This is a genomic window from Actinacidiphila sp. DG2A-62, assembly GCF_035825295.1.
In the GTDB taxonomy this organism is placed as follows: Bacteria; Actinomycetota; Actinomycetes; order Streptomycetales; family Streptomycetaceae; genus Actinacidiphila.
Genome location: NZ_JAYMGI010000002.1, coordinates 8,241,325 through 8,266,739, shown reverse-complemented (window position 1 = coordinate 8,266,739; position 25,415 = coordinate 8,241,325). Strand labels below are relative to the sequence as shown.

Below are 25,415 nucleotides of genomic sequence, written 5' to 3'. Positions count from 1 at the left end.
GCCGCGTTCGTGACCCATCCGCGCACCGGCGAGCGGCTCTACCGCACCGGCGACCTCGGCCGCTACGGACCGGACGGCGTCCTGGAGTTCGTGGGCCGCCGCGACGGGCAGGTGCAGATCGCCGGCCGGCGCGTGGAGACCGCCGAGGTGGAGGCGGCCCTCGCCGCGCTCCCCGGCGTCGCCCGCGCGGCCGTGGTGCCCGTGCGCCGTACCGACCGGCCCGGCCACCGCGGACTCGCCGCGTATGTCGTCCCCGATGCGGGAGCCGGCCCCGGCCGGACCCGGTCCTGCTGCGATCGCACCTCTCCGCCGTCCTCCCGCCCTCCCTGGTGCCGGGCGCGGTCGCCCTGTGCGAGGCGCTGCCGCTGACCCGCAACGGCAAGGTGGACCGGGCCGCGCTGGCGGAACGCGCGGCGCGTGCCGCGCGCGGGGGCGGGGCCGGGGGCGGGAGCGGGGCCACGCCCGGGTCGGCTGCCGGATCCCTTGCCGGGTCCGCCGCACGGTCCGCCGCCGGGTGCGCGTCGGGGGCTTCCGGTAGACCCGCGGACGCGGCGGATTCCGAGGGCGCGGCGCTCGCCGCCGAAGGAGTCGCGTCCGGCGCGAGCGCCGCGCACGGGCCCGCGGGCAGGGGCGGGCGGGAGGGCGGCGCGGACGATCCGCTGGTCGAACTGCTCGCCCGCATGTGGGCCGACGTACTGGACGTGCCGGAGGTCGGACCGCACGACAACTTCTTCGCGCTGGGGGGCGACTCGCTGGCCGGCGCCCGCGTCCTCGCCCGGCTGCGCGACGCGTTCCCCGACGAGCGCCTCTCGCCGCGCGCGCTGATGGCCACCTCCGACGTCGCGAGCATGGCCAGGGTGCTGACCGAGGAGGAAGCGCGGCCGGGCCGGATGGCCCAGATCGCCGCGGTCCACCTCTACGTCGCCGGTCTCAGCGCCGACGAGGTCGACGCGGCCCTCGCGACGGCTCCGACGCGCCCGGGACCCCGCCCGTGACGGGCCATGTCGGCTCGCGCCGGCCGGGCGATCCCCGGGAGCCCGGCGCCGTCGACCACGCCCCCGCCCCCGCGACCAGCGCCGTCGACGGCGGCAGCGCCGCCCCGGCCGCCCACGCTCCCGCCCCCGACGCGGCCGAGGGAGGCGACGCCCGCCCGGCCGCCCACGCCGCCCCTGACGGCGACGCCTCGGACGCCGCCGCCCGCAGGCGCGAGCTGCTGCGCAGGACGCTGGCCGGGATGGGCCTGGCGCCCGCGTCGCCGCCCGGCGCGAGAACCGCGGCCCCTCCCCCTTCCCCGCCCGCGCGGCCGGTCGGGCGGCCCCCGGGGTCCGGTCCGGGCTCGGGGCCCGGACCGGACCCGGACGGCCGGGCGGACCCGGCGGGCACCCCGCGCGCGGCGCACGCGCCGGGCGTCGAGCAGGGCGACGCCCCCGGCGGCGCACTGCCCGCGCCGCTGTCGTCCGCGCAGCGCCGGATGTGGTTCCTGCACCGGCTGAACCCGGCCGATCCCGCGTACCACCTGACGATCGGGGTGCGGATGGACGGCCCGCTGGACGCCGGGCGCCTGCGCGCCGCGTTCGAGACGGCCGCGCGCCGCCACGACGTGTTGCGGACCGTCTACGTCGGCGACCGCCCGGACGAGGCGGTGCAGACCCTCGCGCCGGACGACGCCGCCGTCCCCTTCGACCTCCACACGCTGCCCGCCGGCCACGCGGACGCGACGGGCGCGACGTACCCGACCGGCCCGGCCCGCACCGCTGCGGGCGGGGACGCCGTCGACGCGCTCGTGCGGGAGTGGTCGAGCCGGCCGTTCGACCTGCGGCGTGACCTGCCGCTGCGGCTCCTGCTGGTCCGGCGCGGGCCGCGCGCGCATCTGCTGTTCCTGACGATCCATCACATCGCCTGCGACGACCTGTCGTGGGAGATCCTGCTCGGCGAGGTGTCCGCCGCCTACCGGGGACGGCCGCCGCAGGACGGCAGGCCCGCCGCGCGCTACGCGGACTTCGCCCGGCGCGAGGCGGAGGAGTTGCGCGGCCCCGCGTTCGAGGAGTCACGCGAGGCGTGGCGCCGGCTGCTGGCCGGCGCGGGCACGGCCACGGGCACGGGCACGGGGGTGCGGCTCCCGTCGGACCAGCCGCGCCCCGCTCGGCCGCCGGGCCCCGGGGTACGGCGCAGGTCCGCCGTGTCACCCGAAGCCGCCGCGGGCGTCCGGGCGTTGGCACGGCAGTGGCGGGCGTCGCCGTTCATGGTGCTGCTCGGCGCCGCGGGCCTGTTGCTGCGGCGGTACGGCTCGACGGGGCGGATCCCCTTCGGCACGCCGGCGGTGCGCCGGCCGCGCCCGGAGGACGAGCGGCTGGTCGGCAACTTCGGCAATGTGATCGTGCTGCCGGTCGACGTCGGACCGCCGGGCGCGGAACCGCCCTTCGCCGAACTCGTCGGACGGGTGCGGGAGATGTGCGCGGAAGCGTACGCGCACCAGCACGTGCCGTACGAGACGGTGGTGGAGGACGCGCGGCCGGACCGCGGCTCGGGCGCCCCGCGGCTGTTCGACGTGATGTTCTCGCACCGCGGCGGCCTGCTGCGCGGACTCGACCTGCCCGGTGTGGCGTGCGCCGAGTACCCGGTGGACCCGGGCACCGCGCGCTTCGACCTGGTGCTCGACGTGGCCGACGACGCCGGCGGGGACGGCGGGGGCGGCGGGGGCGGCGGGGGCGGCGGGGGCGGCGGGGGCGGCGGCATGACGGTGAGCGTCACCGCGCGCGCCGACATGTTCACCGCCTCGACCACGCAGCGCGTCGCCGACCGGTTCGCCGCGCTGCTCACCGAACTGGCCGCGACCGCCGAACCGTTCGCGCCGCCGCGGCAGCCGTCGCCGCGGGCGGCGCGCACCGGCGCCGCGCGCTCCCCCGCCGACGGGCCGCCCCCGCAGGCGCCTCGGCCCGTCCAGCCGCCCGTTGCCGCACCCGAACGGCCGTTCCAGGAAGGAACACCCGCGATGTCCGACCCCACCGCCCGCCCGACCGGGACCGCGCCCGACCCCGGGCCCGACTACGACCCGGACCTCGACATCGCCATCGTCGGGATGTCCGGCCGGTTCCCCGGTGCGCGGACGCTGGAGGAGTTCTGGGACCTGCTGGCCGAGGGCCGCGAGGGCGCCACCGCGTTCACCGACGAGCAGTTCCTCGCGGCCGGGCACGACCCCCGCGATCTTGCGGACCCGGGGCTGGTCAGGGTCGAGGCCGCGGTGGACGGCATCGACCTGTTCGACGCCGAGTTCTTCGGCTACCGCCCGAGCGAGGCCGAACTCCTCGACCCCCAGCAGCGGCTGTTCCTGGAGTGCGCCTACCACGCGCTCCAGCAGGCGGGATGCCCGCCCCGCGACCACCCGGGGCCGATCGGCGTCTACGCGGGCGCCGGCCACAGCCGCTACTTCGTGGAACGCGTCCACCCGCACATCGCGGACGCCCCGCACTCGATGGCGCTGCTCCCGGCGATCTCCGCCAACTCCGCGAGCTCCTTCGCCACCCGGGTCTGCTACGAACTCGGCCTGACCGGGCCGGGGATCAGCGTCGCCACGGCGTGCTCGACCTCGCTGGTGGCGCTCCACCTGGCCTGCCGGGACCTGCAGGACCACCAGTGCGACGTGGCGCTGGCCGGCGGAGCGTCCCTCAACCCCTCCCCGAAGCGGGGATACCACCACCTGCCGGACGGCCCGCTCTCCCCCGACGGTCGCTGCCGCTCCTTCGACGCCGGTGCGAACGGCATGTTCCCCGGTGACGGCGTGGGCGTCGTGGTGCTCAAGCGGCTCGCGGACGCGCTGGCCGACGGCGACACCGTGCGCGCGGTGGTCAAGGGCTCCGCGGTGAACAACGACGGCGACAGGAAGGCCGGCTTCTCCGCGCCGAGCGCCGCGGGCCAGGCCGAGGTGATCCTCGCGGCCCAGGCGGCGGCCGGGATCGAGGCGGGCTCGGTGTCGTACGTGGAGGCGCACGGTACCGGCACGCCGGTGGGCGACCCGATCGAACTGCGCGCCCTGGCCGATGCGTTCGCCGCCGATCCGGGGACGGCCGAACGGCCCGCGGGCTTCTGCGCGCTGGGCTCGGTCAAGACCAACATCGGCCACCTGGACGCCGCGGCGGGCGTCGCCGGGGTGATCAAGACAGTGCTCGCGCTGGAGCACCAGGCGATCCCGCCGAGCCTGCACTACGAGCGGGAGAATCCGCTGCTGCCCCTGGCGGGCGGCCCGTTCAGGGTCGCCACGGCCCTCACGCCGTGGCCGCGCGTGCCGGGCGTCCCGCGCCGGGCGGGCGTCAGCTCCTTCGGCATCGGCGGCACCAACGCGCACGCGATCCTCCAGGAGGCCCCGGCCGTCGCGGCGTTGCGCCCGGCGGACGAACCACGCACGGTGGAAGACCCCCGGTCGGACGTGCCCCCGGCGGACGCGACGCTCGGCGCCGCCCCCGGCTCGGCGCCCGCCGCCCCCTCGGGCGACGGCGCGGCGCCGTCGCCCGGACCGCGCGCGCACCTGCTGACCGTCTCCGCCAAGTCCCCGCAGGCGCTGGCCGACACGGCCACCGCGCTGGCCGACCACCTCGTCGCGCGGCCCGGCCTGGACCTCGGCGAGGTCGCGCACACGCTGCGCAGCGGCCGCGAGGAGTTCGCGCACCGCCTCGCCGTGATCGCCGCCGATCTGCCGGCGGCGGTCCGCGCGCTGCGCGACGGCTCCGGCAGCACCGGCGACGCCGGCGGTGAACCCCGGCCGGTGGCGCTGCTGCTGCCCGGCGGGGGCGCCCAGTTCGCGGCGATGGGCGCCGAGTTGTACCGCGACCACCCCGTCTTCCGCGCCGAACTCGACCGCGCCGCCGCGGTGCTCGCCGGTCTGGGCCGCGACCTGCGCGCCGAACTCGCGGCGGACGGCGGCGGGTTCCCGGGCGTCGTCGCCACCGGCCACGCGGTCGCCCGCCAGCTCCAGGCGTACGGCGTGCGCCCGGCGGCGCTGCTCGGCCACAGCCTGGGCGAGTACACCGCGGCGTGCCTGGCCGGGGTGATCTCACTGGAGGACGTGCTGCCGCTGGTGGCCGAGCGGGAGCGGCTGATGCTGGCGGCCGGCGGCGCGACGGTGAGCGTGCTGCTCGCCGAGGCCGAGGTACGCCCGCTGCTGACCGGCCGGCTGGGCGTCGCGGCGGTCAACGGGCCGCTGCACTGCTCGGTCTCGGGCCCGGTGGAGGAGGTCGAGGCGTTCGAGCGGCTGCTGACCGCGCGCGGCGTCGACCACACGCGGCTGCGGCTGGCGACCGCCGTCCACTCGTCCGTGCTGGAGCAGATGCTGCCGCCGTACGAGGAGGCGCTGCGCCGCGTCACGCTGCGCCCGCCGCGGACGACGGTCGTCTCGAACCTGACGGCGCGACCGCTGACCGCGGAGCAGGCCACCGACCCGGGCTACTGGCTGCGGCACACCCGCGAGACGGTGCGGTTCGCCGAGGGCCTGGCCGCGCTGCACGCGGCGGGAGACCCGGTGGTGGTCGAGACCGGACCCGGCCGCGGCCTGACCCGGCTCGCCTCCCTCCAGCTCGGTCCCGGCGCCACGACGGTGTCCGCCATGCGCCACCCGCGCGACGCCCACGGCGACGGTCACGCGCTGCTGACCGCCCTCGGCACGGTGTGGGCGGCCGGCGGCGGCGTCGAGCGGCACGCGCCGTTCGGCGGATCGCGCCCGAGCCGCCGGGTGCCGCTGCCCGGCTACGCGTTCCAGCGGCGGCGCTACTGGATCGACCCGCCGGCGCCCGCCGCGGCGCCGGACACGTACCTGATCCCGGACGGCCTGCGCGAGCCCGCCTTCACCCGTGCGCTCCAACTGGCCCCCGGCAGCAGGATCCTGGTGGCGGCGCCGCGCGCCGCCGTGCCCGCACGCCGTCGGCCGGCGGACCGCGCACGCCCCGCCGCGCCCGTACGCCGCGCCGCGGCGGCGGGTGCCGACCCCGCGCGCGAGGCCCAGCTGCTGCGCGCCGACGACGCGTCGCTGCGCCGGACCGTCGCCGTCGAGCATCCCCCGGCCGGACTCCGGCGCGATCTGGACCGGTTGTGCGCGCGCTACGTGCTGCGCTTCCTGCACGGCGCGGGGGTGCGGACCGAGGACGGCGCGACGGCGAGGGCGGAGGAGATCGCCGGGGCGGTGGGCGTGGTGCCCGGCTACCGGCCGTTCCTGGACGCGATGCTGGCGATGCTCGCCGAGGACGGACTGCTGACCCGCGGGCCCGGGGACCGGGTGACCTTCCGCACGCCGCCCGGTCTGCCGCGCGACCTCGGCGCGGAACCGGGGATCGGACGACTGCGCGCGGCCGTGCTGGCGCGCCACCCGGACCGGGCCGAGGAGTTGGAGCTGCTGGAACGCTGCGCCGCGCGCTACCCGGAGGTGTTCTCCGGCGCGGTCGAGGGCCACCAGGTGCTGCTGCCGGACGGCGCGTCGGACATCTCCCGCGAGGTGGTGGACCGACGCGTCGGGACCAGTGACGTGGCCGTGCACACCCGGCTCGTCGCCCGGGCCGTCGCACGGCTCGCCCGGCAGGCCGAGGGCGGCCGGCTGCGCGTGCTGGAGGTCGGCGCCGGCCGCGGCTATCTCACCTGGGAGGTGGTGGAGGCGCTGCGGGACGTCCCCGGCGTGGAGTACACGTTCACCGACGTCGGCCGGTCCTTCGTGCTCGCCGGCCAGCGCACCGCCGAGGACAAGGGCGTCGGCTTCATGGACTTCGGGGTGCTCGACGTCTCCGAGGACCCCGGCCGGCAGGGGTACGCGCCGGGTTCGTACGACGTGGTGCTCGCCTTCAACGTGCTGCACGCCACGCCCGACCTGTACCGCACCGCCGCGCACGTGCGCTCGCTGCTGGGCGAGGGCGGGAGCCTGTTCCTGCTGGAGGCGACTTCGCAGCGGCGCCCCTCGATGCTCACCGCGGGCCTCTTCGCGGGTTGGTGGTACTTCCGCGACGACCTGCGCGAGCACTCCCCGCTGCTGCCCCCGGCCGGCTGGAGCGCGCTGCTGAGCGGCGCGGGTTACGACGAGGTGCGCGTGCTGCCGCAGGACGCGGAACTGCTGCGCGAGGCGGACCACGCGCTGCTGGTCGCCCGCCGGGCCGGCGACGGGACCGACAGGACCGGCGGCGGGGACGGTGGCGGGGAGGGTGGCCTGCGGCGCGAGCCGGTCGCGCCGCAGGAGCCGGCAGGGCCGGCAGGACCGCGCGACCTGGAGTCGCCGACCGAACAGGAGGCGCGCATCCGCCAGTTGGAGCGGGCCGGGGCGGTGGTCGAGGTGCTGCCGCGGGACGCGGCGGCGGCCCTGGTCGCCGCCCTGTCCGCGCCCGACGCCGCGGCGGACGGCGCCGGGCGGGGCGCCGGGGCCGCGCGGCCGGTCGTGCTGAAGCTCCTCGACGCGCCGCCCGCGCCGCGGCGTCCGCGCCACGACACGCCCGGGGACCCGCGAGGCGGCGAGGGGTCCGGCCCCGTCGGCGCGGGCGGTGCGAGCGGCGGCGGGCTGTACGGCGGCGGGTCCGCGTTCAACCGGCGCCCCGACCTGGCCACCGCGTACGTCGAGCCGCGCTCGGACCTGGAGCGTACGGTCGCCCGCGCCTGGGCCGCGGTGCTGGGCATCGACCGGGTCGGCGCCGAGGACGACTTCTTCGACCTCGGCGGCGAGTCGCTGCTGGCGATGCAGCTGGTCACCCGGCTGCGCGAGGAGCTGGGCGTGGCGCTGTCGGTGCGCGCGTTCTTCGATGCGGGCAGGCCGACCGTGGCCGTTCTGACCGAACTGATCGAGCAGGGCCGCGCGGCGGCCGCGGGCCCCGGCGGCGCGGCCGCCGCCGTGATCGCCCCGAGCCCGCGGCGCGCCGCCGCCCGTACCCCCGTGGAGGGCTGAGCTATGGCCGACGCGACACGCGGACCGCTGGAGTTCCCGGTCTCCTTCGGCCAGGAGCGCATGTGGTTCTTCCACCGGATGGACCCCGGAAACCCGACGTACAACGTGCCGCTGCTGCTCCGGCTGCGCGGTGATCTCGACGCGGCCCGACTCGCCCGCGCGCTCGCCGGTGTGACGGATCGTCAGGAGATTCTGCGCACCACCTACGGAGACGGGCCGGACGGCGCACCGCGGCAGTTCGTCCACGACACGCTCCCGCTCGCCTGGCAGACGGACGGGTACGACACGCCGCCGGCCGAGCCGGTCATGGCCGACCCGCGGGTCCGTGCGGCGGTGCGCGCGACGGTCCGGGCGCCCTTCGACCTCGCGGCCGCACCACCGCTGCGCGCACGGCTGATCCGGCTGGGCCCCGGCGACCACCTGTTGGTGCTGTGCCTGCACCACATCGCCACCGACGGCTGGTCGTTGGGACTGCTGGTCGCCGAACTCGACGCGTACTACCGGGCGGACGGCGGAGGTTATCCGGCGCACCCGGCGGGCCCCGACGGTCCGGGCGTGCCCGGGGGCGCCGCCCGGCCGGCCGGCCTCGCCGCGCTGGAGGTCCAGTACGCCGACTACGCCGAGTGGCAGCGCGCGACGCTCACGCCGGAGGTGCTCGCCGACCGCTTCGCGCACTGGCGGCGGGTGCTCGGCGGGCGGCCCGCCCCGCTGGCGCTGCCCTTCGACCGGCCGCGCCCCGCCACCCCCTCCTTCCGCGGCGCCCGGGTCGACTTCGACCTGCCCGGCCCGACCGCCCGTGCGCTGCGCGAACTGGCCAGGCGGCACGGAGCGTCGCCGCACATGACGCTGCTCGCCGCGTGGGGAGCGCTGCTGCACCGCTACGGCGCCGGCCTGCGGATCGTGGTGGGCACGCTGCTCGCCAACCGCGACAACCCCCAACTCGCTGCGCTCATGGGCCTGTTCGTCAACACCCTGCCGGTCGCCTTCGACGTGGCGGGCGACGCGCCCTTCAGCGCGCTGCTCGCGGACGTGCGGTCGGCGGCGCTCGACGTCCAGGCGCATCAGGACACGCCGGTGGACGGCATCGTGCGCGCGCTGGGCGCCTCCGGCGACGACGGCGGCAACCCGCTGTTCCACGTCCTGTTCGCGTTGCAGAACTTCGCCGACCAGCGGCTCGAACTGGGCGGGCTCGACGTCCAGCGCGTGGACGACGAGGAGGAGTCCACCCGCTTCGACCTCGAACTCCACGTCTGGGAGCACCCGGACCGCCTGCACGGCTCACTCGTCTTCGACACCGACCTCTTCGACCGCGCCACGGCGGAGCGCCTCGCCGCCCACTACACCGCCCTGGTGGAGTCCGTCGTCGCCGATCCCGCGCGCCGCGTCGACGCGCTGCCGCTGCGGCCGGAGCACGAGGAGCGGCGTCTGCGCGCCGCGATGCGAGCCGGGTCCGGGTCCGGGTCCGGGTCCGGGTCCGGGTCCGGTTGGATGCTGCGCGACGCGGGCGGGGGCGTGCCGCCCGAGGGCGTCCCGGCGGACGTCGTCACCGCGGACGGCGCCGCGACCGGCCGCCGCGGCGTCCTCGTACCCGGCGGAGAGATCCGGCTCCTCAACGCGGTGGGGCCGGACGGCCGGGTCCCCGCCCTGGTCACCGTCGACGGCACGGACGTGCGCCCGGCCGAGGTCGAGGAGGCGCTGCTGCGGGCCGCCCCCACACTGGCCGACGTGGCGGTGGTCCCGCGCCGTACGGTCCCGCGCGCCGGCGCGGTGGACGCGGACGTGTCGCGCGGGAGCGAACCGGCGCGCGCCTCTGGCGGGACGGCCTCCGACGCCGCGTCTCGGCCGGCGACCCGGCGGGCGACCGAGTTCGCGGACGAGTTCGCGGACGAGCAGGCGCCGGAGCACGTGCCGGGAGCCACACCGAAGCCGACGCCGGAGCCCGCGCCCGGAACCACGTCCGATCCAGCGGACGAGCCCACGAACGGGCCGGCACCGGAGCCCGCGCCCGTATCCGCATCGCAGACCGCGCCCGAACCCGCCTGCGGCCTCGCACCGGGCTCTGCGCGCGAGCCCGCGCCCGGCTCCACGCCCGGCCCCGCCCTCACCCCCGCGGACGACACGCCGGCCGCGGGCCGGCGCCGCCCCGGCAGCGTCGAGCTCGTCGTCTACGCCGTGCCGGCCGGGCCCCTCGACCCGGCGGCGCTGCAGCGTCTGCTGCCGGTGCGCGGGACGGTCGTCCCGGTCGGCCGACTGCCGCTCACCGCGCGCGGCGAGGTCGACGTTCCCGCGCTGCTGCGCGTGCCCGTCGCGGACGCCGCCGAGGCGGCGCGGCTGGAGGAGCGCCTGCGCCGTGCCGCGCCCGGGCGTCGCCTCGCCGTCCTGCCGGCCGCGCCGCCGCCTCCCCGCCGGCCCTCGTCCAGGTGCCCGCCCCGCCCGCCGCCGCGGCCGAGACGCCCGCACCGGTCCCGCGCACCGGGCCAGACGACGCGGAGGGCGCGCCCGCGTCCTCGGGCGGTGGTCCGGCGCGGCCGGCCGCGCTGGTGGACGGCGGTCCCGCGACGCCGCCCGGGGTCCGCACCCTCGGCGAGGCCCTGCTGCGGGCCGCGCGGTCCGGGAACGGCGACATCGTGCTGGTGGACGACTCGGGGGCGCGGACCCGGCTGGGGTACGGCGAGTTGAGGGAGCGGGCGCTGCGCACGCTCACCGGGCTGCGCGGGCTCGGCCTGCGGGCCGGCGACCGGGTGCTGCTGCAACTCGACGAGCACGCGGGCTTCCTGACCGTGCTGTGGGCGTGCCTGCTCGGCGGCCTGGTGGCCGCGCCGCTGGCCGTTCCGGCCGACTCCGGGGGTGAGGACGCGCAGACCGAGCGGCTGTACGGAGCGTGGCGGACGCTCGGCGAGCCGGTGGTCGTGGCGGACGCGGCGCGCGTGGCGGGCCTTCGCGCGTCGGCCGCCGCGCGCGGCCTGAGCGGTCTGCGGGCGGTCGGCGCCGACGAGTTGACCGCCGCGGCGAGGTGCGCCGAGCCGCACCGGGCCCGGCCGGACGACCCGGTGCTGCTGATGCTCACCTCGGGCAGCACCGGCCGCCCGAAGGCCGTGGTGCTGCGCCACCGCAACGTCCTGGCGCGCTCGGCGGCGACGGCCGCCGCCAACGGCCTGCGCGGCGACGACGTCTCGGTCAACTGGCTGCCGCTTGACCATGTGGGCGGCGTGGTGATGTTCCACCTGCGCGACGTCTTCCTCGGCTGCCGCCAGGTGCACGCGCCGACCCGCTGGGTGCTCCAGGACCCGTTGCGCTGGCCGGAGTTGGCGCACGAAATGCGGGCCACCACCACATGGGCGCCCAACTTCGCCTTCGGCCTGGTCGCCGACCGCGCCGCCGAACTGCCCACGCGCGCCCGTGGGTGGGACCTGTCGCGGCTGCGGTTCGTGATGAACGCGGGCGAGGCGATCGTCCCCCGCGTCGCGCGGCGCTGGCTGGAGGTCCTCGCGCCGTACGGGCTGCCCGCCGACGCGATGCGCCCGGCCTGGGGGATGTCGGAGACGTCGTCGGCGATGACGTACTCCGACCGGTTCCGGCTGCACTCCACCTCGGACGGCGACGCGTTCGTCGACGTGGGCGTCCCGCTGCCGGGAACCGCGATCCGCATCGTCGCGACGGACCAGGACACGCGGCAGCGGGACGCCGTTGAACAGGGCGCCATGGAACGGGACTCCGCGCCCGGCGGCGGCCGAGACGGCTTCGGCGGCGCGGCGGCCGGGCCCCGGGTGCTGGCCGAGGGCGAGACCGGCCGGCTCCAGGTGCGCGGCGCCACCGTCACCACCGGCTACGACGCCGCGCCGGAGCAGAACGCCGCGGCGTTCACCGCGGACGGCTGGTTCGACACCGGCGACCTCGGCCGGATCAGCGACGGCCGGCTGACCCTGACCGGCCGGGCCAAGGACGTGGTGATCCTGGGCGGCGTCAACCACCACAGCCATGAGATCGAGGCGGTGGTCGAGCAACTGGACTGCGTCGAGCCGTCGTTCACCGCTGCAGTGGCGGTGCGCCCGGCCGGGGCGGCCGGCGACGAGCTGGCCGTGTTCTTCCACCCGCGCGGCGCCGCGGAACCCGCGGAGGCGGTCCGCAGGGTGCGGGCGGCGGTACGCGAGGGCGTCGGCGTCAGCGCCCGGCACGTCGTCGTGGTGGAGCGGGAGGAGATCCCGAAGACGGAGATCGGCAAGATCCGGCGCGCGGCGCTGCGCACCCGCTTCGAGGCGGGCGGCTTCGCGGGCCGCGTCCCGGGCGGGCGCGAGCGCACGACGACGGTTCCCGGCCACTTCCACCGCCCGGTCTGGCTCCCCCGCACGCTGCCGCCACTCCCGGCCCCGGCCCCGGCCCCGACCGCGGCTGCCGGGCCGGTCCTGCTGATCCCCGACCGGTACGGCCTGGCCGCGGTGCTGGCCCGCACGCTGACCGAGGGCGGCCACCGCGTCGAGACCGCCGATCCGGAGGCGTACGCGGCGCCCGGTCCGCGGACCGGGGGACGTCCCTCGGGTCCGAAGGGCTCCACCGCGACCCGGCACGACCCGCCCAGCCCGGGAGGCGGTACGACCGCGGACCCCGACCCGGTCGGCGGCGTACCGGGCGCGGTCGCGGGCGCCGCCGGACGCGTCGTGGTGGACCTGCGGGCGTACGGAGGGACGACGGGCCCGGGGCCGCGGGAGGCGCGGGCCGAGCGGCACGGCCTGCTCGGGCTCGCCCGCGCGGTGCGCGACGCGGCGGCGGTGTACGTCGTCACCAGCCATGCCCGGCGGGTGTCCGCGGCGGACCCGCCCGCGCAGGAGCGGGCGCCGCTGGACGCGTTGACGGCCTCGCTCGGCCACGAGCGGCCGGGGACGCGGGTGGCCCACATCGACCTGCCGCCCGGGGACCTCGCGTCGGACGCGGCGCTGCTGGCGGCGGAGGTCACGCGACTGCCACGGGACCACGCGGTCGCCCACCGCGCCGGTCGGCGCCTGGTCCGCGCGCTGGCTCCGGTCGACGCGCCCGACCGCGCGGCCACGGCGGTCGCGGCCGGTACGGGAGCCGGGAACGCGGGTCCGTCCGGCGGCGGGTTCCGGCGCGGCGGCCGCTACCTGGTGACCGGCGGTTCCGGCGGTGTGGGACGGCTGGTGGCCGCGGAGTTGGCCGGCGCGTACGGCGCCGACGTGGTGTGCGTTGCCCGGGGACCGGCCGGAACGCGGGTCGACGACGGGCGGTTCGCGCACGCGGTCACCCATGTGACCGCCGATGTGCGCGACATGGCGGCGATGCGCCGCGTGCTGCGCGACGCGGAGGACCGCTGGGGCGCCGCGCTGGACGGGGTGCTGCACCTGGCGGGGAGCTACCGGGAGGCGTCGCTGGACGCCTGTTCCGCACAGGAGCTGGACGAGGACCTGGCGGTCAAGGCGGACGGCGCGCGGGTGCTGCACGAGTTGCTGCGCGAGCGGCCCGGGTTGCTCTTCGTCTCGTTCTCCTCGGTCAACGGCCTGTTCGGCGGCGCGTCGGTGGGCGGTTACGCGGCGGCCAACGCGTATCTGGACGAACTCGCCGTCCACCAGCGGCTGGAGTGCGACATGCGCGCGTACAGCCTGGCGTGGAGCATGTGGGACGAGACCGGTATGAGCGCCGGCTATCCGCTCAAGCGGCTGACACGGGACCGCGGTTACCGGGTGCTGGCGCCGGAGCAGGCGCTCGCCTCGCTCGCCGTGGCGCTGGGCCGCGCCGCGCCGCACCAGCTCCTGGGGCTCGATCCCGCGCGGCCGTGGATCGCCTCGCAGTGCGCCGACGCACCGCTGTCCGCACCGGAGTTGACCGTCTATGGGGAGGTCTGCGCGCCGGCGGACGGGGCGGAGGGGTGCGACCGGTTCGGCGTGCCGCACGTGGTACGGCATGTCGTGGTCGACGCGCTGCCGGTGGACGCGGCCGGCGGGGAGGTGGACAGGGACGCGCTGGCCGCGGGGAGGTTCGGCGCCCGCGCGGAAGCCGCCGGCGCCGGCGGAGCCGGCCGCGGCCGGGGCTGGAGAGCGTGATCGCCGAGGTGTGGGCGGAGGTGCTGGGCGTCGCCGACATCACCCGGGACGCCGGCTTCTTCGACCTCGGCGGCGGGTCGTTGGAGGTCACCCGCGTGCACGGGCTGCTCCAGGCGCGCCTGGGCCGCCGGCTGGCGATGGCCGACCTCTTCCGCCGGCCCACACTGGCCGCCCTGGCGAGGGCCCTGGCGCCCGCGGACGGCCCGTCCGCCGCGGACGGCGGCTCCTCCGCGCAGGAGTCCCCGGCCGGCGGCCGCGGCCGGGCCCGGGCCGGCCGCCGGTTGCGCGCGACCGCCGAGCGGTCACGCTGAGCCCCGCGCCGGCCCCGCGCCCGGACCCGCGCGCCGCGCGCCGACCGGTGCTCGTCGGCGAAGGAAGGTTTGGCTACCCTCATTTCCACGCCGATTCCCTGATTGACGCCCCGCCCGGGTGGGGAGGGAAGGGGGCGTACGGTCGGACGCGCCGCCCCCCGGGCCGACGCGCTTCGGCGCGGACCGGCCGGGGTCCGCGCGGGGCGTCCGGACGGACGGCGACGGATACGGATACGGACGGCGCAGAACGGAGCAGAGCATGATCGCTGTCGTGGGGCCCGCGGACCTGACCCCGGCGACGCTGGAACTGCTGGAAGCCGAGCTGCGGGCCAGGTTGGACCGCCTGGCGCAGGGCGCGGCCGGGGTGGTGCGCGTCGGCGCGGGACTGCCGCTGGCGTTCGGGCGGGCCCTGCGGCAGGCCGGCCGGCGGCTGACGCTGCTGCTGCCCGGGCAGGACGCGGTGCCGGTGCCGCTCCCCCGGTCCGACCGCGCCGCGGCCGGCGAACTCCTGCTGCTGGCCGAGCAGGTGAAACTGCTGCCGTACGACCCGGCGGACCGGCACGCGTGCATCACCGCCGACGAGCGGCTGATCGCCTCCTGCCGCCAGGTGGTCGCGGTCTGGGACGGCTCCCCCTCCGACAGCCGGGACGCCACCGCCCACCTGGTGGCGTTCGCGCGCGGACGCGGCACCCCGGTGGAGGTCATCTGGCCGCACGGCGCCACCCGCCGCGCCCGGCCCCGCGTCTGAGACCCGGCGGACGGCGCCCCGTCCGCCCTCCGCGCGCCTCACCGCGCGCCACACGCCTCACCGCGCGCCTCACCCATGCCTCGCGCGCCTTTCGTCCCCCGCGCGCCGCGCGCCTTTCGTCCCGCATGCCCACGCGGGTGTCACCGCGTCAGGTGATTGAAACGTCGCGGCCATCGCGTCCTCTCCGTTGACTAGCGTCGAAAGCCGCTCGTATAGTGCGCAGGCCCTTCAAGAATGAAACGATTCATTCAGGAGTTCCGATGGCCGCTGCCCCGCGCCCGCGCCGCACCCGGCGCCCGACCCCTCATCTCCCCGGACTGCGGGGCTTCGTCGTCCGCGCCGTCGCCGCGGGACTGGCCGCCGCAGTCCTGCCCGCAGCGGTCCTGCCCGCCGCGGCGGCCGAGGCCGCCGGAGCCCAGGCCGCGCCGGCCGCCGGTCCCGGCGCGGCCCGTCCCTGGGACGCCTACAACCTCTCGCCGGCCTCCCGCACCGTCACGCCCGTGCGGGTCACCCGCACCACCGGCGCCGTGGACGACGCCGCCGCGCTGCCGCGCGGCGGATCCGCCACGCTGCGCGGCAACGGGGCGTCGGTCACGCTGGACTTCGGCGAGGAGGTCGGCGGCCTGGTGAGCCTGCGCATGCCGGCCGCCGCCCGGCCGGCCCGGGTGGGCCTGGCGTTCAGCGAGTCCTCGCAGTACATCGGCACGACCAGCGACGCCAGCAACGGCGGCGGCGGAAGCGACGGTGCCCTTCTCGCCGACCTGACGCCCGGCGCGATCTGGACCGCCGCTCCGGCCCAACTGCGCGGCGGCTTCCGCTACCTGACCCTCTTCGCGGCCTCCGACACGCCCGTCACGCTGGACGCGGTCACGCTCGCCGTCACCTTCGCGCCGACCATGGCCGACCTGCGCGACTACGCCAACTACTTCTACTCCAGCGACCCGCTGCTCAACCGGATCTGGTACGCGGGCGCGTACACCGTGCAGACCAACACCATCGCCCCGACCTCGGGCCGCGTGTGGGGGCCGCCGGCCCAGGGCTGGGACGACTCCGCGACGGTCGGGGTCGGCGACAGCGTGCTGGTGGACGGCGCCAAGCGCGACCGCACGGTCTGGCCGGGCGACCTCGGGGTGTCGGTGCCCACCGAGTACGCCTCGCTGGGCGACCTCACGCCGACCCGCAACGCGCTCACCACGCTCTACCAGCACCAGGCGGCCGACGGCGAACTCCCCTTCGCGGGACCGCAGGTGAACTTCTACGGCTCGGACACCTACCACCTGTGGACCCTGATCGGGACCGCGAACTACTACCAGTACACCCACGACACGGCGTGGCTGACCGGTGAATGGGCCCGATACAAGCAGGCGTTGGCCTTCAGCCTCGCCAAGGTCGGGCAGGACGGGCTGATGAACGTCACCGGCACCGCCGACTGGGCCCGCGGCGGCCAGGGCGGGGAGAACCTCGAAGCCAACGCGCTGTTCTACCAGGCACTGACCACCGGCGCCGCACTCGCCGGCGTCGAGCACGACCCGGCGTCGGCCAGCGCCTGGCGGACCGCGGCCGAGGCGGTCAGGTCCGGGGTGAACGCGCTGCTGTGGGACGACGCGGCCGGGCAGTACCGCGACAACCCGACCAGCGACCTGCACCCGCAGGACGGCAACTCGGCCGCCGTGTGGTTCGGTCTGGCGCCGGCCGACCGCGCCGCCCGGGTCAGCGCCGCGCTCACCACCAACTGGAACGCCTACGGCGCCACCACGCCGGAGAAGAACTCCGAGATCGCCACGTTCCCCGGCTCCATGGAGTTGCAGGCGCACCTCGCGGCGGGCGACACCGAGCAGGCGCTCGACCTGATGCGCCGCGAGTGGGGGTACATGCTCGACTCGCCGCTCGGCACCGGCAGCACCTTCTGGGAGGGGTACCTGGCCGACGGCCGGTTCGGCTACGGCGGCGCGTACATGAGCGCGGCGCACGGCTGGGCCACCGGCCCGACCTCCGCGCTGACCTTCCACGTGCTCGGCATCAGCCCGACCACGGTCACCGGCCGGTACGCGATCAGGCCGCAGACCGGTGATCTCGCCTTCGCGCAGGGCTCGTTGCGGACGCCGCTGGGCGACGTCACGGTGTCCTGGCGGCACGACGCGGACCGCCGCACCTTCACCGAGCAGGTGGCCGCGCAGGCCCGGGCGGTCGCCGAGGTGGACGTGCCCGCCTTCGGCGCCGCCACCGCGGTCAGCGTGAACGGCCACGAGGTGTGGAACGGCCGCGCCGGCCGCGCCGTCGGCGGGGCCGGGAGCTACGGCGCGCACGTCGAGGACGGCTATGTGGTCCTGACCGGGCTGCCGGCCCGGGCGGCGGTCTCCTCTCGCGCGCTGGGCCGGGTGGCGACCACGCTCGGCGCGACCGTGACCTCCGCGGCCGGCCCGCCGGTGCGGGCCGGGCGGTCGGTCACCGTGCCGGTGACGGTCAGCGCGTCCGGCGACAGCGTCGTGCACGGCAGCGTCAGCGCCCGGCCGCCCGCCGGGTGGACCGCGGACCCGGCCCCGTTCACCCTCGACGCGCGCAGCGGTCCGGCCAGGACCGTGGTCCCGGTGACCGTGCACGCGCCGGCGGACGCCGCCGGCGGCCCGCGGACGCTGACGCTGACCGCGACGGCCGGCCGGGCGAGCGCGCACACGGACGCCTCCGTGCTGGTCTTCGGCGCCTGGCCGCAGGGCACGACGGCGTCCGCGTCCAGCGCCCACGCGCCGAACGTCTACAACGGCGAGACCCGCACCTACGGCGCGGCGAACGCCATCGACGGCGACCTCGCCACCTTCTGGAACGACGACACCTCCGGGGCGTACCCGGACACCCTGGAGGTCGCCGCGCCGTCGCCGGTGACGCTGCGCGGCGTCGGCTTCGCGTCGATGGTGGACGGCGTGCCCACCGACTTCTCCGTGCAGACCTGGGACGGCACGGCCTGGACCACGCGCGCCCAGGTCACCGGCAACAGCGCGACCGCCCGTTGGGTGCCGTTCGCCGATCCGGTGGCGACCGACCGGGTGCGGGTGGTCGTCACCGCCTCGCAGGCGCAGAACGGCGCGTTCTCCCGCGTCGCGGAGCTGACGCCGTGACGCCCTGACCCGCGGGGTGCCGCGCCCGGCCGCGCCCGAGGGGTGCGGTCAGGCGCGGCCCAGCCAGATCGGGTTGGTGATCGCCGCGGCGGGACCGGGCCGGCCGGGCGCGCCGCCGGCGGGGGCCGGGTGGCGGACCTCGGCCCGCACGTAGGCGGAGACCTGGGCCGAGGTGGTCCACTCCAGCACCCCGGACGCGGGCAGCGGCACGCCGACGGTCTGGCCCTCGTCGGTGAGCAGCCGCACGACCGCGTCGGCGGGCACGCCGCTGACCTCCAGCCGTACCGTCACGAGCGCGTCGGGCGCGGTGGCCAGGCGCTCGCCGATGCCGGCGTGCTCGCCGCGCGGCCCGGTGGCGGTCAGCGACAGCTGGACGGCGGAGGACTCGGCGATCCAGGAGGTGCCGGCCTTGATGCCGGCCTGGAGCGAGGCGCGGTCCAGGTCGTCGGCCAGCACGACGGTCTGCGGCAGTCCGACCACGTCGGGGTCGCGGTGGGCGTCGGAGTTGCCCATCGCCGGGATCCAGTGGCCGTCGCCGCGCCGGGCGGCGCCGGTGAGGAGGTTGTCCCAGGTGAGCAGGGACGCCTCGTCGTCGGCGGTCCAGGGGCCGTTCCACACCTCGACGGCGTCCACGTCGTCGTAGCCGAACTTCCACTGGCTGGCGAGGCTGGTGCCGTAGGGGTGGGCGGGGACCACGATGCCGCCGGCCCGCCGGATCTGCCGGGCGAAGCGGCCGAAGACGTCGTCGCGCTCGCGGTAGCGCCAGTCGATCCACTGTCCGGCGTCCAGGCCGATGGCCAGGTAGTGGCCGTTGCGGGTGGTGATCTCCTCGCCGGTGAGGATCAGCAGGTCGTCGCCGGCCAGCGGCCCGAGGTGGGCGTGCGCCGAGTCGGTGTTGTGGTCGCTGGAGTTGATGAAGTCCAGGCCGGCCGCCCTGGCGAGGGCGGCGAGCTGCTCGACGGTGCGCTTGCCGTCGGAGTGCACGGTGTGCAGGTGGCAGTCGCCGCGGTACCAGGCCCGGCCGCGGCCGGCCGCCCGCACCGGCGGGTACTGCGGGGTGAAGGCCGGGCCGCGCTCGCCCATGGTGAGCGAGACGGTGACCGAGTAGTCCAGGCCCTGCGGGGCGACGGTGTATGGGCCGAGGACGACGTGCCAGGTGCCGGCCTCGACCGGTCCGGGCAGATAGCCGGGGGTGGCGTCCTGCGCGCTGATCGCGAAGTCGGTACGGGCGCCGCCGGACCAGCCGCGGAAGCCGTGGGTCGCCAGGTCCGTGCCGCGCTGGTCGAAGATGCCGATGTCGCAGGCGTTGCCGAGGGTGCCGGCGGGCACCGCGGGCCGGTCGTAGCTGTACGACACCGCGATCTGCCGTACGCCGCGCGGCACCCGCACCGGCAGGTACACGAAGTCGGCGACTCCCTGCGGCAGGTGGCCGGTGACCACCTGGGTGCGCACCTCGCCGTCCCCTGCGGTGGAGCCCGCGGCGGCGCCGGACGCGGCGTCGCCGGGCTCGCGCGCGGAGGCGAAGTCGACGGGGGCGAGCGTGAGCACGCCCGTGGCGCCCGCGAGGGCGGAGAACTTCAGTACGTCGCGTCGGTCCATGGTTCCACCGTCCCTCTCCGCGGTGACGGGCGCGTGGCGAATCACCGAGCAGCAGGCTGCGCCCAGGCGTCTTCCGACCGGCCCGGCCCGGTCAGGTCAGGTCAGGTCAGGTCAGGTCAGGGCGTGTGCAGGCCCGTCCACTGCTGCGCCGGTGCCGTTGCAGGTCCACAGCTGGACGCGGGTGCCGTCGGCGGTGCCGGCGATCTGGTCGATCCGCCAGCCGGAGTGGCCCTCGTCGTCGGGGTCGGCCATGGTGCCGTTGCGGCCGGTGCGGAGCGTGGTGACGGGTTCGGGGCCGCCGCCGCGGCGGTCGGCGCGAGGGCGCCGACCGTCGCGAGGGCCGTGCGGTGGTCAGTCGGCCGCGTTGAGGAGGTCCACGACGCTCTGCTGGCAGCCGTAGTCGCTGGTGCCGCTGCCGCCGGCCCAGTGCGGGCCGTACTGGTCGAGGGCGTTGCGGTCGTGCGCGTAGGCGGAGTTGGCCCAGGTGGTCAGGGCGCCGGAGTAGGGGTGGTCGGACAGCTGGGTGTTGAGCTTGCCCAGCCCGCGCACGTACGCGCCCTTGAAGCTGGGGCCGTCGCCGGTGCAGCTGTCGCCCTCGCCGGGCTCGCGCAGCACCCCGCCGGAGGTCAGGTTCACGCTGGAGGCGTTGGCCAGGGTGCGCGCGGTGGTGAGCAGCCCGGAGTCGCCGGTGGCCTTGTACAGCTCGGTCAGGCCGCCGAGGACCACGCCCTGGTTGTACGTCCAGGTCTGCTGGCCGTTGTTGGCGCAGGAGCTGGTCAGGCCGTCGTTGATCATGTTGCTGCCGTTGATCATGCCGCTGCCCCGGAACCAGTTCCACTCGGCCGTGGCCCGGCCCAGGTACACCGAGTCGCCGCTGATCCGGTTGTGCAGCGCGGCGTTGAGCTGGAGGAACAGCTCGTTGGTGATGGCGTTCTTGTAGCCGCGGGCCTCGCTCCACCACACGCCGCCGCCGCAGGTGCCGTCCCAGTACGCCTGCATGTGGTCGGCGTCCGCGCGGGCGGTGTTCAGGTAGCGGCTGTCGCCGGTCAGGTCGTAGGCGTCCACCCAGGCGAGCCCCCACCAGCCGGTGTCGTCCAGGTAGTCGTTGGTGAAGTTGCCCTCCTGCGCGCCCAGTTGCGCGTTGTAGGTCTGGCTGATCGCGTAGGTGTAGCTGGGCATCCCGGTGTCGCGGACGTTGTCGATGATCGCGGTCAGCGCGTTCGCCGAGGTCCACCAGCCGTTGCCGCCGAACAGCTTGCTGCCGCGGTCGTAGGACATCATCAGCGCGGTCGCCGCGGCCCTGCGCCGGTCGGCGGCGTTCCAGGTTGTGCGGGCCCACGCGGTGCAGGTGATGTCGGAGCGGTCGCCGGCCTTGCCGCAGGCGCGCAGCGCGCCCACGCCGACGTTGTTCCAGTCGTCGTTGTTGTACATCAGGGTGCGCCAGCCGGTGGAGCCGGACGGGATGGTGGTGTCGCCGAGCTTGCTGCCGTCGGACCACGTCTTCCCGCCGTCGAACGACCGGTCCAGCCACACCTCGTCGCCCGGGCTGCCGTTCTCCACCGACGCCCAGCCCATGGCGTCGGAGTCGTCCAGGTGCAGCTTGAAGGTGCGGCCGAACAGGGTGCTGGTGACCGGGACGCGGTCGCCCGGACTGGTCGACGGGTCGTGCGCGTCGCAGTACTTGTTGCAGATGCTCGTCGCCGCGGCGGCCGGGGAGCCCGTGCCCAGCTCGACGGACACCGCGACCGAGGCCACGGCCGCCAGCACGGCGACCACCGAGGTCACGGTTTTCAGCGGCCTCGTGGCCGCCAGACGGTGCAGGACGTTCACGCGGGTCTCCTCTCAGCCCAGGCGGAAGATCTGGGCGGTGGTGCCGTTGCAGTCGTAGATCTGGAGGGCGTCGCCCTGCTGCTGGTGGTTGCCGCTGTCGTCCAGGCAGCGCCCGGACTGCGGGTTGTACAGGGTGCCGTCGGAGCGGCTGGTCCAGACCTGCGCGGCGGTGCCGTTGCAGTCCCACAGCTGCACCGGCGTGCTGTTGGCGGTGGCGCCGCCGGACACGTCCAGGCATTTGCCGAAGGTGCGCAGCGAGCCGTCGCCGGGCGCCGACCAGCGCTGGGCGTCGCTGCCGTTGCAGGACCACAGCTGGAGCGTTCCGGGCGTGGCCGGGTCGGCGTTGGCGACGTCCACGCACAGCCCGCCGGGCCCGCCGACCGGGCCGGGCGGCAGCTTCCAGCTCTGCGCGGCGGTGGAGTTGCAGTCGTACAGCTGCAGTTGGACCGCGCCGGGCGTGGTGGTGCCGTTCGGCACGTCCAGGCAGCGCCCGGACGCGGGGTTGAGCAGGCTGCCGTCGGCGCGGTGGGTCCAGCCCTGCGCGCCGGCGCCGGTGCAGGTGGAGAGCACCACGGAGGCGCCGTTGGCGGTGCCGCCGCCGGCGGTGACGCACTTGCCCAGCGTGCGCAGGGTGTTGTCGCTCTGCAGCGCGAACTGCTGGGCGGAGGTGTGGTTGCAGCCCCACAGCTGCAGCGCGGTGCCGTCGGCGGTGGCGCCGTTCGCGACGTCCAGGCAGGTGCCGCCGACGCCGATCACCTCGCCGGCGGAGGGGTTGGCGGTGGCGCTGCCGCTGAGGGTCACGGTGTGCGCGGCGTTCAGCGGCAGCGACGCGGTGGTGACGGTCACGGTGCGCCGGTTGGCGTTCCACGACCAGTCGGTCTCCGGCACCTGCACGCCGTCGACCGAGACGGCGGTGGGCGCGGCGGAGTTCGACAGCCGCAGGGTGTACGCCCTGCTGGTCGGCGCGCCGGACCAACTGCCGCTCTGTGCGCCGATGGTGAGGGTGTGTGAGGAGTCGTTCCAGGACAGCGGCTCGGTCGCGGACTGGCCGGAGGTGTAGCCGGCGCCCTCGCCCGCGTCGGAGTACAGCGAGAACGAACCGTTGCCGCCGGCCGCGACGTTGACGGTGAGCGCGGTCAGCGGCTTGCTCGCGTTGTCGGTGTAGTCGCTGCGGGTGGTGAGGATGCCGCCGGACCTGATGAGCACCGGCATCTGGGTGAGCGGGTCGGTGATGGTCACGGTCGAGGGGCCGGTGTAGCTGGTCCCGGTGTAGTAGTCGGTCCAGGTGCCCGGCGGCACCCACACCGACGTGGAGCCGTTGCCGGAGGAGTCGTCGGGCGTGGTGATCGGCGCCACCAGCACGTCGTCGCCGTACAGGTACTCGTTCTTCGCGGTGTACGCCGCGTCCTGCGCCGGGTAGTCCAGGTACAGCGGCCGCACGATCGGCACACCGGTGGTGTTCGCCTGCCGGGCCAGGGTGTAGGTGTACGGCACCAGCGACTCGCGCAGCCGCAGCGCCTGTTCGGCGGCGGTCTGCGCGGTGCCGGTGTAGTTCCAGGGCAGCCGGTCGCCGTGGTCGGAGTGCATCCGGTCGATCGGCTGGAAGGCGCCGAACTGCATCCAGCGCACGTACAGGTCGTCGGCCAGGTGGTTGCCGTGGAAGCTGCCGATGTCGTGGCTGACGTTGGACAGGCCGGCCGCGGCCTCGTCGGCGGTGAAGCGCACCTCGAAGTTCAGCATGTCCCAGGTCGCCGGGGTGTCGCCGGTGAACTGCATCGTGGTGCGCCGCTCCGACCAGGGGCCGAGGGGGTAGTTGCTGTCGTCGCCGCCCTGTTCCGAGCCGCCGAGCCGGGCGAAGGAGAAGCCGCGCAGGCCCTTGGCGGTGGCGTCGTCGGCGTACGCCTGGTTGATCAGGTTGTCGGGCGCCACATGGCTGTCGGAGGCGGTCGAACCGCCGCAGCCGCCGCAGTAGTCCAGCCACCACTCGCGTACGCCCTGCTGCTCGAAGGACTGGTGCAGGTTGAGGTAGGCGGCGAGCTGGGCGGGGTTGGACCAGTCGAAGCGGTAGGTGTTGCCGCTGTCGACGGTCAGGCCGCCGGCCTGGCTGTTGGCGGTGGCGAACTTCGGGTCGTCGCCGTTGATGCTCGGGTGGATGTTCATCGCCACCGACAGGCCCTGCTGCTTGGTCCAGCCGAGGAAGGACTGCGGGTCGGCGAAGAGCGAGGAGTTCCAGTTCCAGCCGTTCCACTGGCTGGGCGACTTCCAGTCGGTGTCGACCACCAGCCAGTCGACGGGGGTGCGGGTGCTGCGGAAGGCGGGCAGCAGCGTGTTCTCGTAGTCGGCGGTGCTGTAGGCGTAGTAGCGCGAGTACCAGACGCCGTAGGCGGACTGCGGCAGCAGGTCGGCGGGGCCGGTGAGGGCGTTGAGGTCGCTCAGGCCCTGTTTGTAGTCCTGGCCGTAACCGAAGAAGTAGCCGTCCTGGTACGGCTGTCCGCCGTGCGAGGGCCGGTCGGTGACGGTGTGGTTCGTGCTGAGCAGCGCGGTGCGGGAGTCGTCCAGCAGGTACCAGCCGTGCCGGTCCAGGATGCCGGGGTGCTCGGGCACCGGCAGCGTCCTGGGGTTGTCCAGGGTGCGCGACCAGCCGCCGAGGGTGTCGGTGGGCCCGGCGCCGTAGCCGGTGGTGGCCAGGGCGGTCTGCGCGGCCGGGTAGGAGGTGGTGGAGGTCGGGGTGACGGCGATGCTGTCGATGTTCACCCTGCCGGTGTCGCCGGCGTTCTGCACCAGGTTCAGCGTGTCGGTGCCGGCGGTCAGCTGGACGGTGACCGAGGCGGTGGACCAGGTCTCCCAGGAGGAGGTGGCGGGAAGGCTCAGCTGCGGGCCGGCCGCGCCGTTGACCCTGGTGGACAGGGTGCCGGTGCCGCCGGCCGCGTTGGAGTAGCGGACCTGCAGCCGGTAGCTGCCGGTCGAGGGGACCTGCGAGACGTCCTGGGTGATGCCGCTGCCGGTGGCCTCGTCGCCGGCCACGAAGCCGGTGCCGGTGTAGCCGGTGTGGTCGTAGGCCACCGCGGCCCGCCCGCTGAACAGCGCGTCCTCGCCCTCGCAGGCGGTGCCGACCGCGCAGTACGACGGGAACGCCGGCTTGGCCTGCACGCCCGTGGAGGTCATCGTCACGGTGGTGTTGGAGGCGGTGAAGGGTCCGCTGCCCTCCTTCCAGCGCAGGGTCAGCGCGCTGGTCTTGATCTCGCGGTAGCCGTCGGAGGTCACGTCCGTGGTGTACGACGGCGGGCTGAAGGAGCGGTTGACCGCGTTGAAGGTGGCGGCGTCCTGGAACGCGCCGTCGCCGGCGTACTCCAGCCGGATCAGGGTCGGCGTGAGCACTTCGAAGCGGGCGCTGCCGTCGGTGACCGCCGCGCCGTTCGCGGCGTGCGCCGCGGGCGCGCCGGCCACGCCGGAGACGACGAGGCCGCCGAGCAGCGCGAGGCTGCCGCCGGCGGCGACCGCGGCGCGGCGCAGCAGCCGGCGGGCGGCGCGGCGGCCCGGGACGGGGGCGGTCGGGGCGGGCGTGCCTGGGGCGCCGGACGTGCCCGGCGTGCCGGCGGCGCGTCGGGGTGTGCCGCGCGGGGGGCGCACATGCATGGGGGGTTACCTCCGAGGCGTGATGCGACAACGTTGTCTGGGGCCGCGGGCGGTCTCCACGTCCTGGCCGGCTCTTCGGCCGCACCGACCCGGAGCTCGGACGCGGGGAGCGCGTGATCAGGTGAACGGGCCGAGAATCAGCGCGACCTGCTGCGGGCGGCCGTCGCCGGCCGGGGGCGACGGCGGTCCCGGTCCCCGGGGACCGGGACCGGGGCGTGGCGG

At 76.3% G+C, this 25,415-nt stretch carries 12 protein-coding genes; 8 read left to right on the top strand and 4 right to left on the bottom strand.

What is annotated here, in order from left to right:
* The first annotated feature begins 9 nt into the window (after positions 1–9).
* The 8 genes from VSR01_RS36250 to VSR01_RS36215 all read left to right on the top strand — a co-directional run bounded on the left by VSR01_RS36250 (position 10) and on the right by VSR01_RS36215 (position 18,128).
* Positions 10–369, top strand: coding sequence for an AMP-binding enzyme (locus VSR01_RS36250; RefSeq protein WP_326454024.1), 360 nt, complete (start codon positions 10–12; stop codon positions 367–369).
* A complete protein-coding gene (locus VSR01_RS36245) occupies positions 330–995 on the top strand; it encodes a phosphopantetheine-binding protein (protein WP_326453206.1) in 666 nt (221 codons plus the stop codon). The genes VSR01_RS36250 and VSR01_RS36245 overlap by 40 nt, the downstream gene beginning before the upstream one ends.
* The gene (locus VSR01_RS36240) at positions 992–7,903 is read left to right on the top strand and encodes a polyketide synthase (RefSeq protein WP_326453205.1); all 6,912 of its coding nucleotides are present in this window, start codon (positions 992–994) and stop codon (positions 7,901–7,903) included. Before VSR01_RS36245 ends, VSR01_RS36240 begins: the two co-directional genes overlap by 4 nt.
* Positions 7,904–7,906: 3 nt before the next feature.
* The gene (locus VSR01_RS36235) at positions 7,907–10,582 is read left to right on the top strand and encodes a condensation domain-containing protein (RefSeq protein WP_326453204.1); all 2,676 of its coding nucleotides are present in this window, start codon (positions 7,907–7,909) and stop codon (positions 10,580–10,582) included.
* A complete protein-coding gene (locus tag VSR01_RS36230) occupies positions 10,531–13,956 on the top strand; it encodes an SDR family NAD(P)-dependent oxidoreductase (RefSeq protein WP_326453992.1) in 3,426 nt (1,141 codons plus the stop codon). The genes VSR01_RS36235 and VSR01_RS36230 overlap by 52 nt, the downstream gene beginning before the upstream one ends.
* On the top strand, positions 13,953–14,267 hold the full coding sequence (locus VSR01_RS36225) for an acyl carrier protein (RefSeq protein ID WP_326453203.1): 315 nt from the start codon (positions 13,953–13,955) through the stop codon (positions 14,265–14,267). Before VSR01_RS36230 ends, VSR01_RS36225 begins: the two co-directional genes overlap by 4 nt.
* 259 nt (positions 14,268–14,526) lie before the next feature.
* Positions 14,527–15,015: a hypothetical protein gene (locus VSR01_RS36220; protein WP_326453202.1), complete on the top strand. Its 489-nt coding sequence runs from the start codon at positions 14,527–14,529 to the stop codon at positions 15,013–15,015.
* Positions 15,016–15,275: 260 nt separating this feature from the next.
* Positions 15,276–18,128: an alpha-L-rhamnosidase-related protein gene (locus VSR01_RS36215; RefSeq protein ID WP_326453201.1), complete on the top strand. Its 2,853-nt coding sequence runs from the start codon at positions 15,276–15,278 to the stop codon at positions 18,126–18,128.
* A gap of 48 nt (positions 18,129–18,176) precedes the next feature.
* On the opposite strand, the gene VSR01_RS36210 is transcribed toward VSR01_RS36215, so the two are convergent.
* From VSR01_RS36210 to VSR01_RS36195, 4 genes are all read right to left on the bottom strand, one after another.
* Complete coding sequence (locus VSR01_RS36210; RefSeq protein WP_326453200.1) at positions 18,177–19,727, bottom strand: CehA/McbA family metallohydrolase; 1,551 nt, start codon at positions 19,725–19,727, stop codon at positions 18,177–18,179.
* Between the two features lie 111 nt (positions 19,728–19,838).
* Positions 19,839–19,979 carry a hypothetical protein gene (locus tag VSR01_RS36205; RefSeq protein ID WP_326453199.1) on the bottom strand — a complete coding sequence of 47 codons (141 nt, stop codon included), beginning with the start codon at positions 19,977–19,979 and terminating at the stop codon, positions 19,839–19,841.
* 99 nt (positions 19,980–20,078) lie between these two features.
* The gene (locus tag VSR01_RS36200) at positions 20,079–21,467 is read right to left on the bottom strand and encodes a glycoside hydrolase family 76 protein (RefSeq protein ID WP_442785748.1); all 1,389 of its coding nucleotides are present in this window, start codon (positions 21,465–21,467) and stop codon (positions 20,079–20,081) included.
* A gap of 102 nt (positions 21,468–21,569) precedes the next feature.
* A complete protein-coding gene (locus VSR01_RS36195) occupies positions 21,570–25,193 on the bottom strand; it encodes a ricin-type beta-trefoil lectin domain protein (RefSeq protein WP_326453198.1) in 3,624 nt (1,207 codons plus the stop codon).
* Positions 25,194–25,415: the final 222 nt, after the last annotated feature.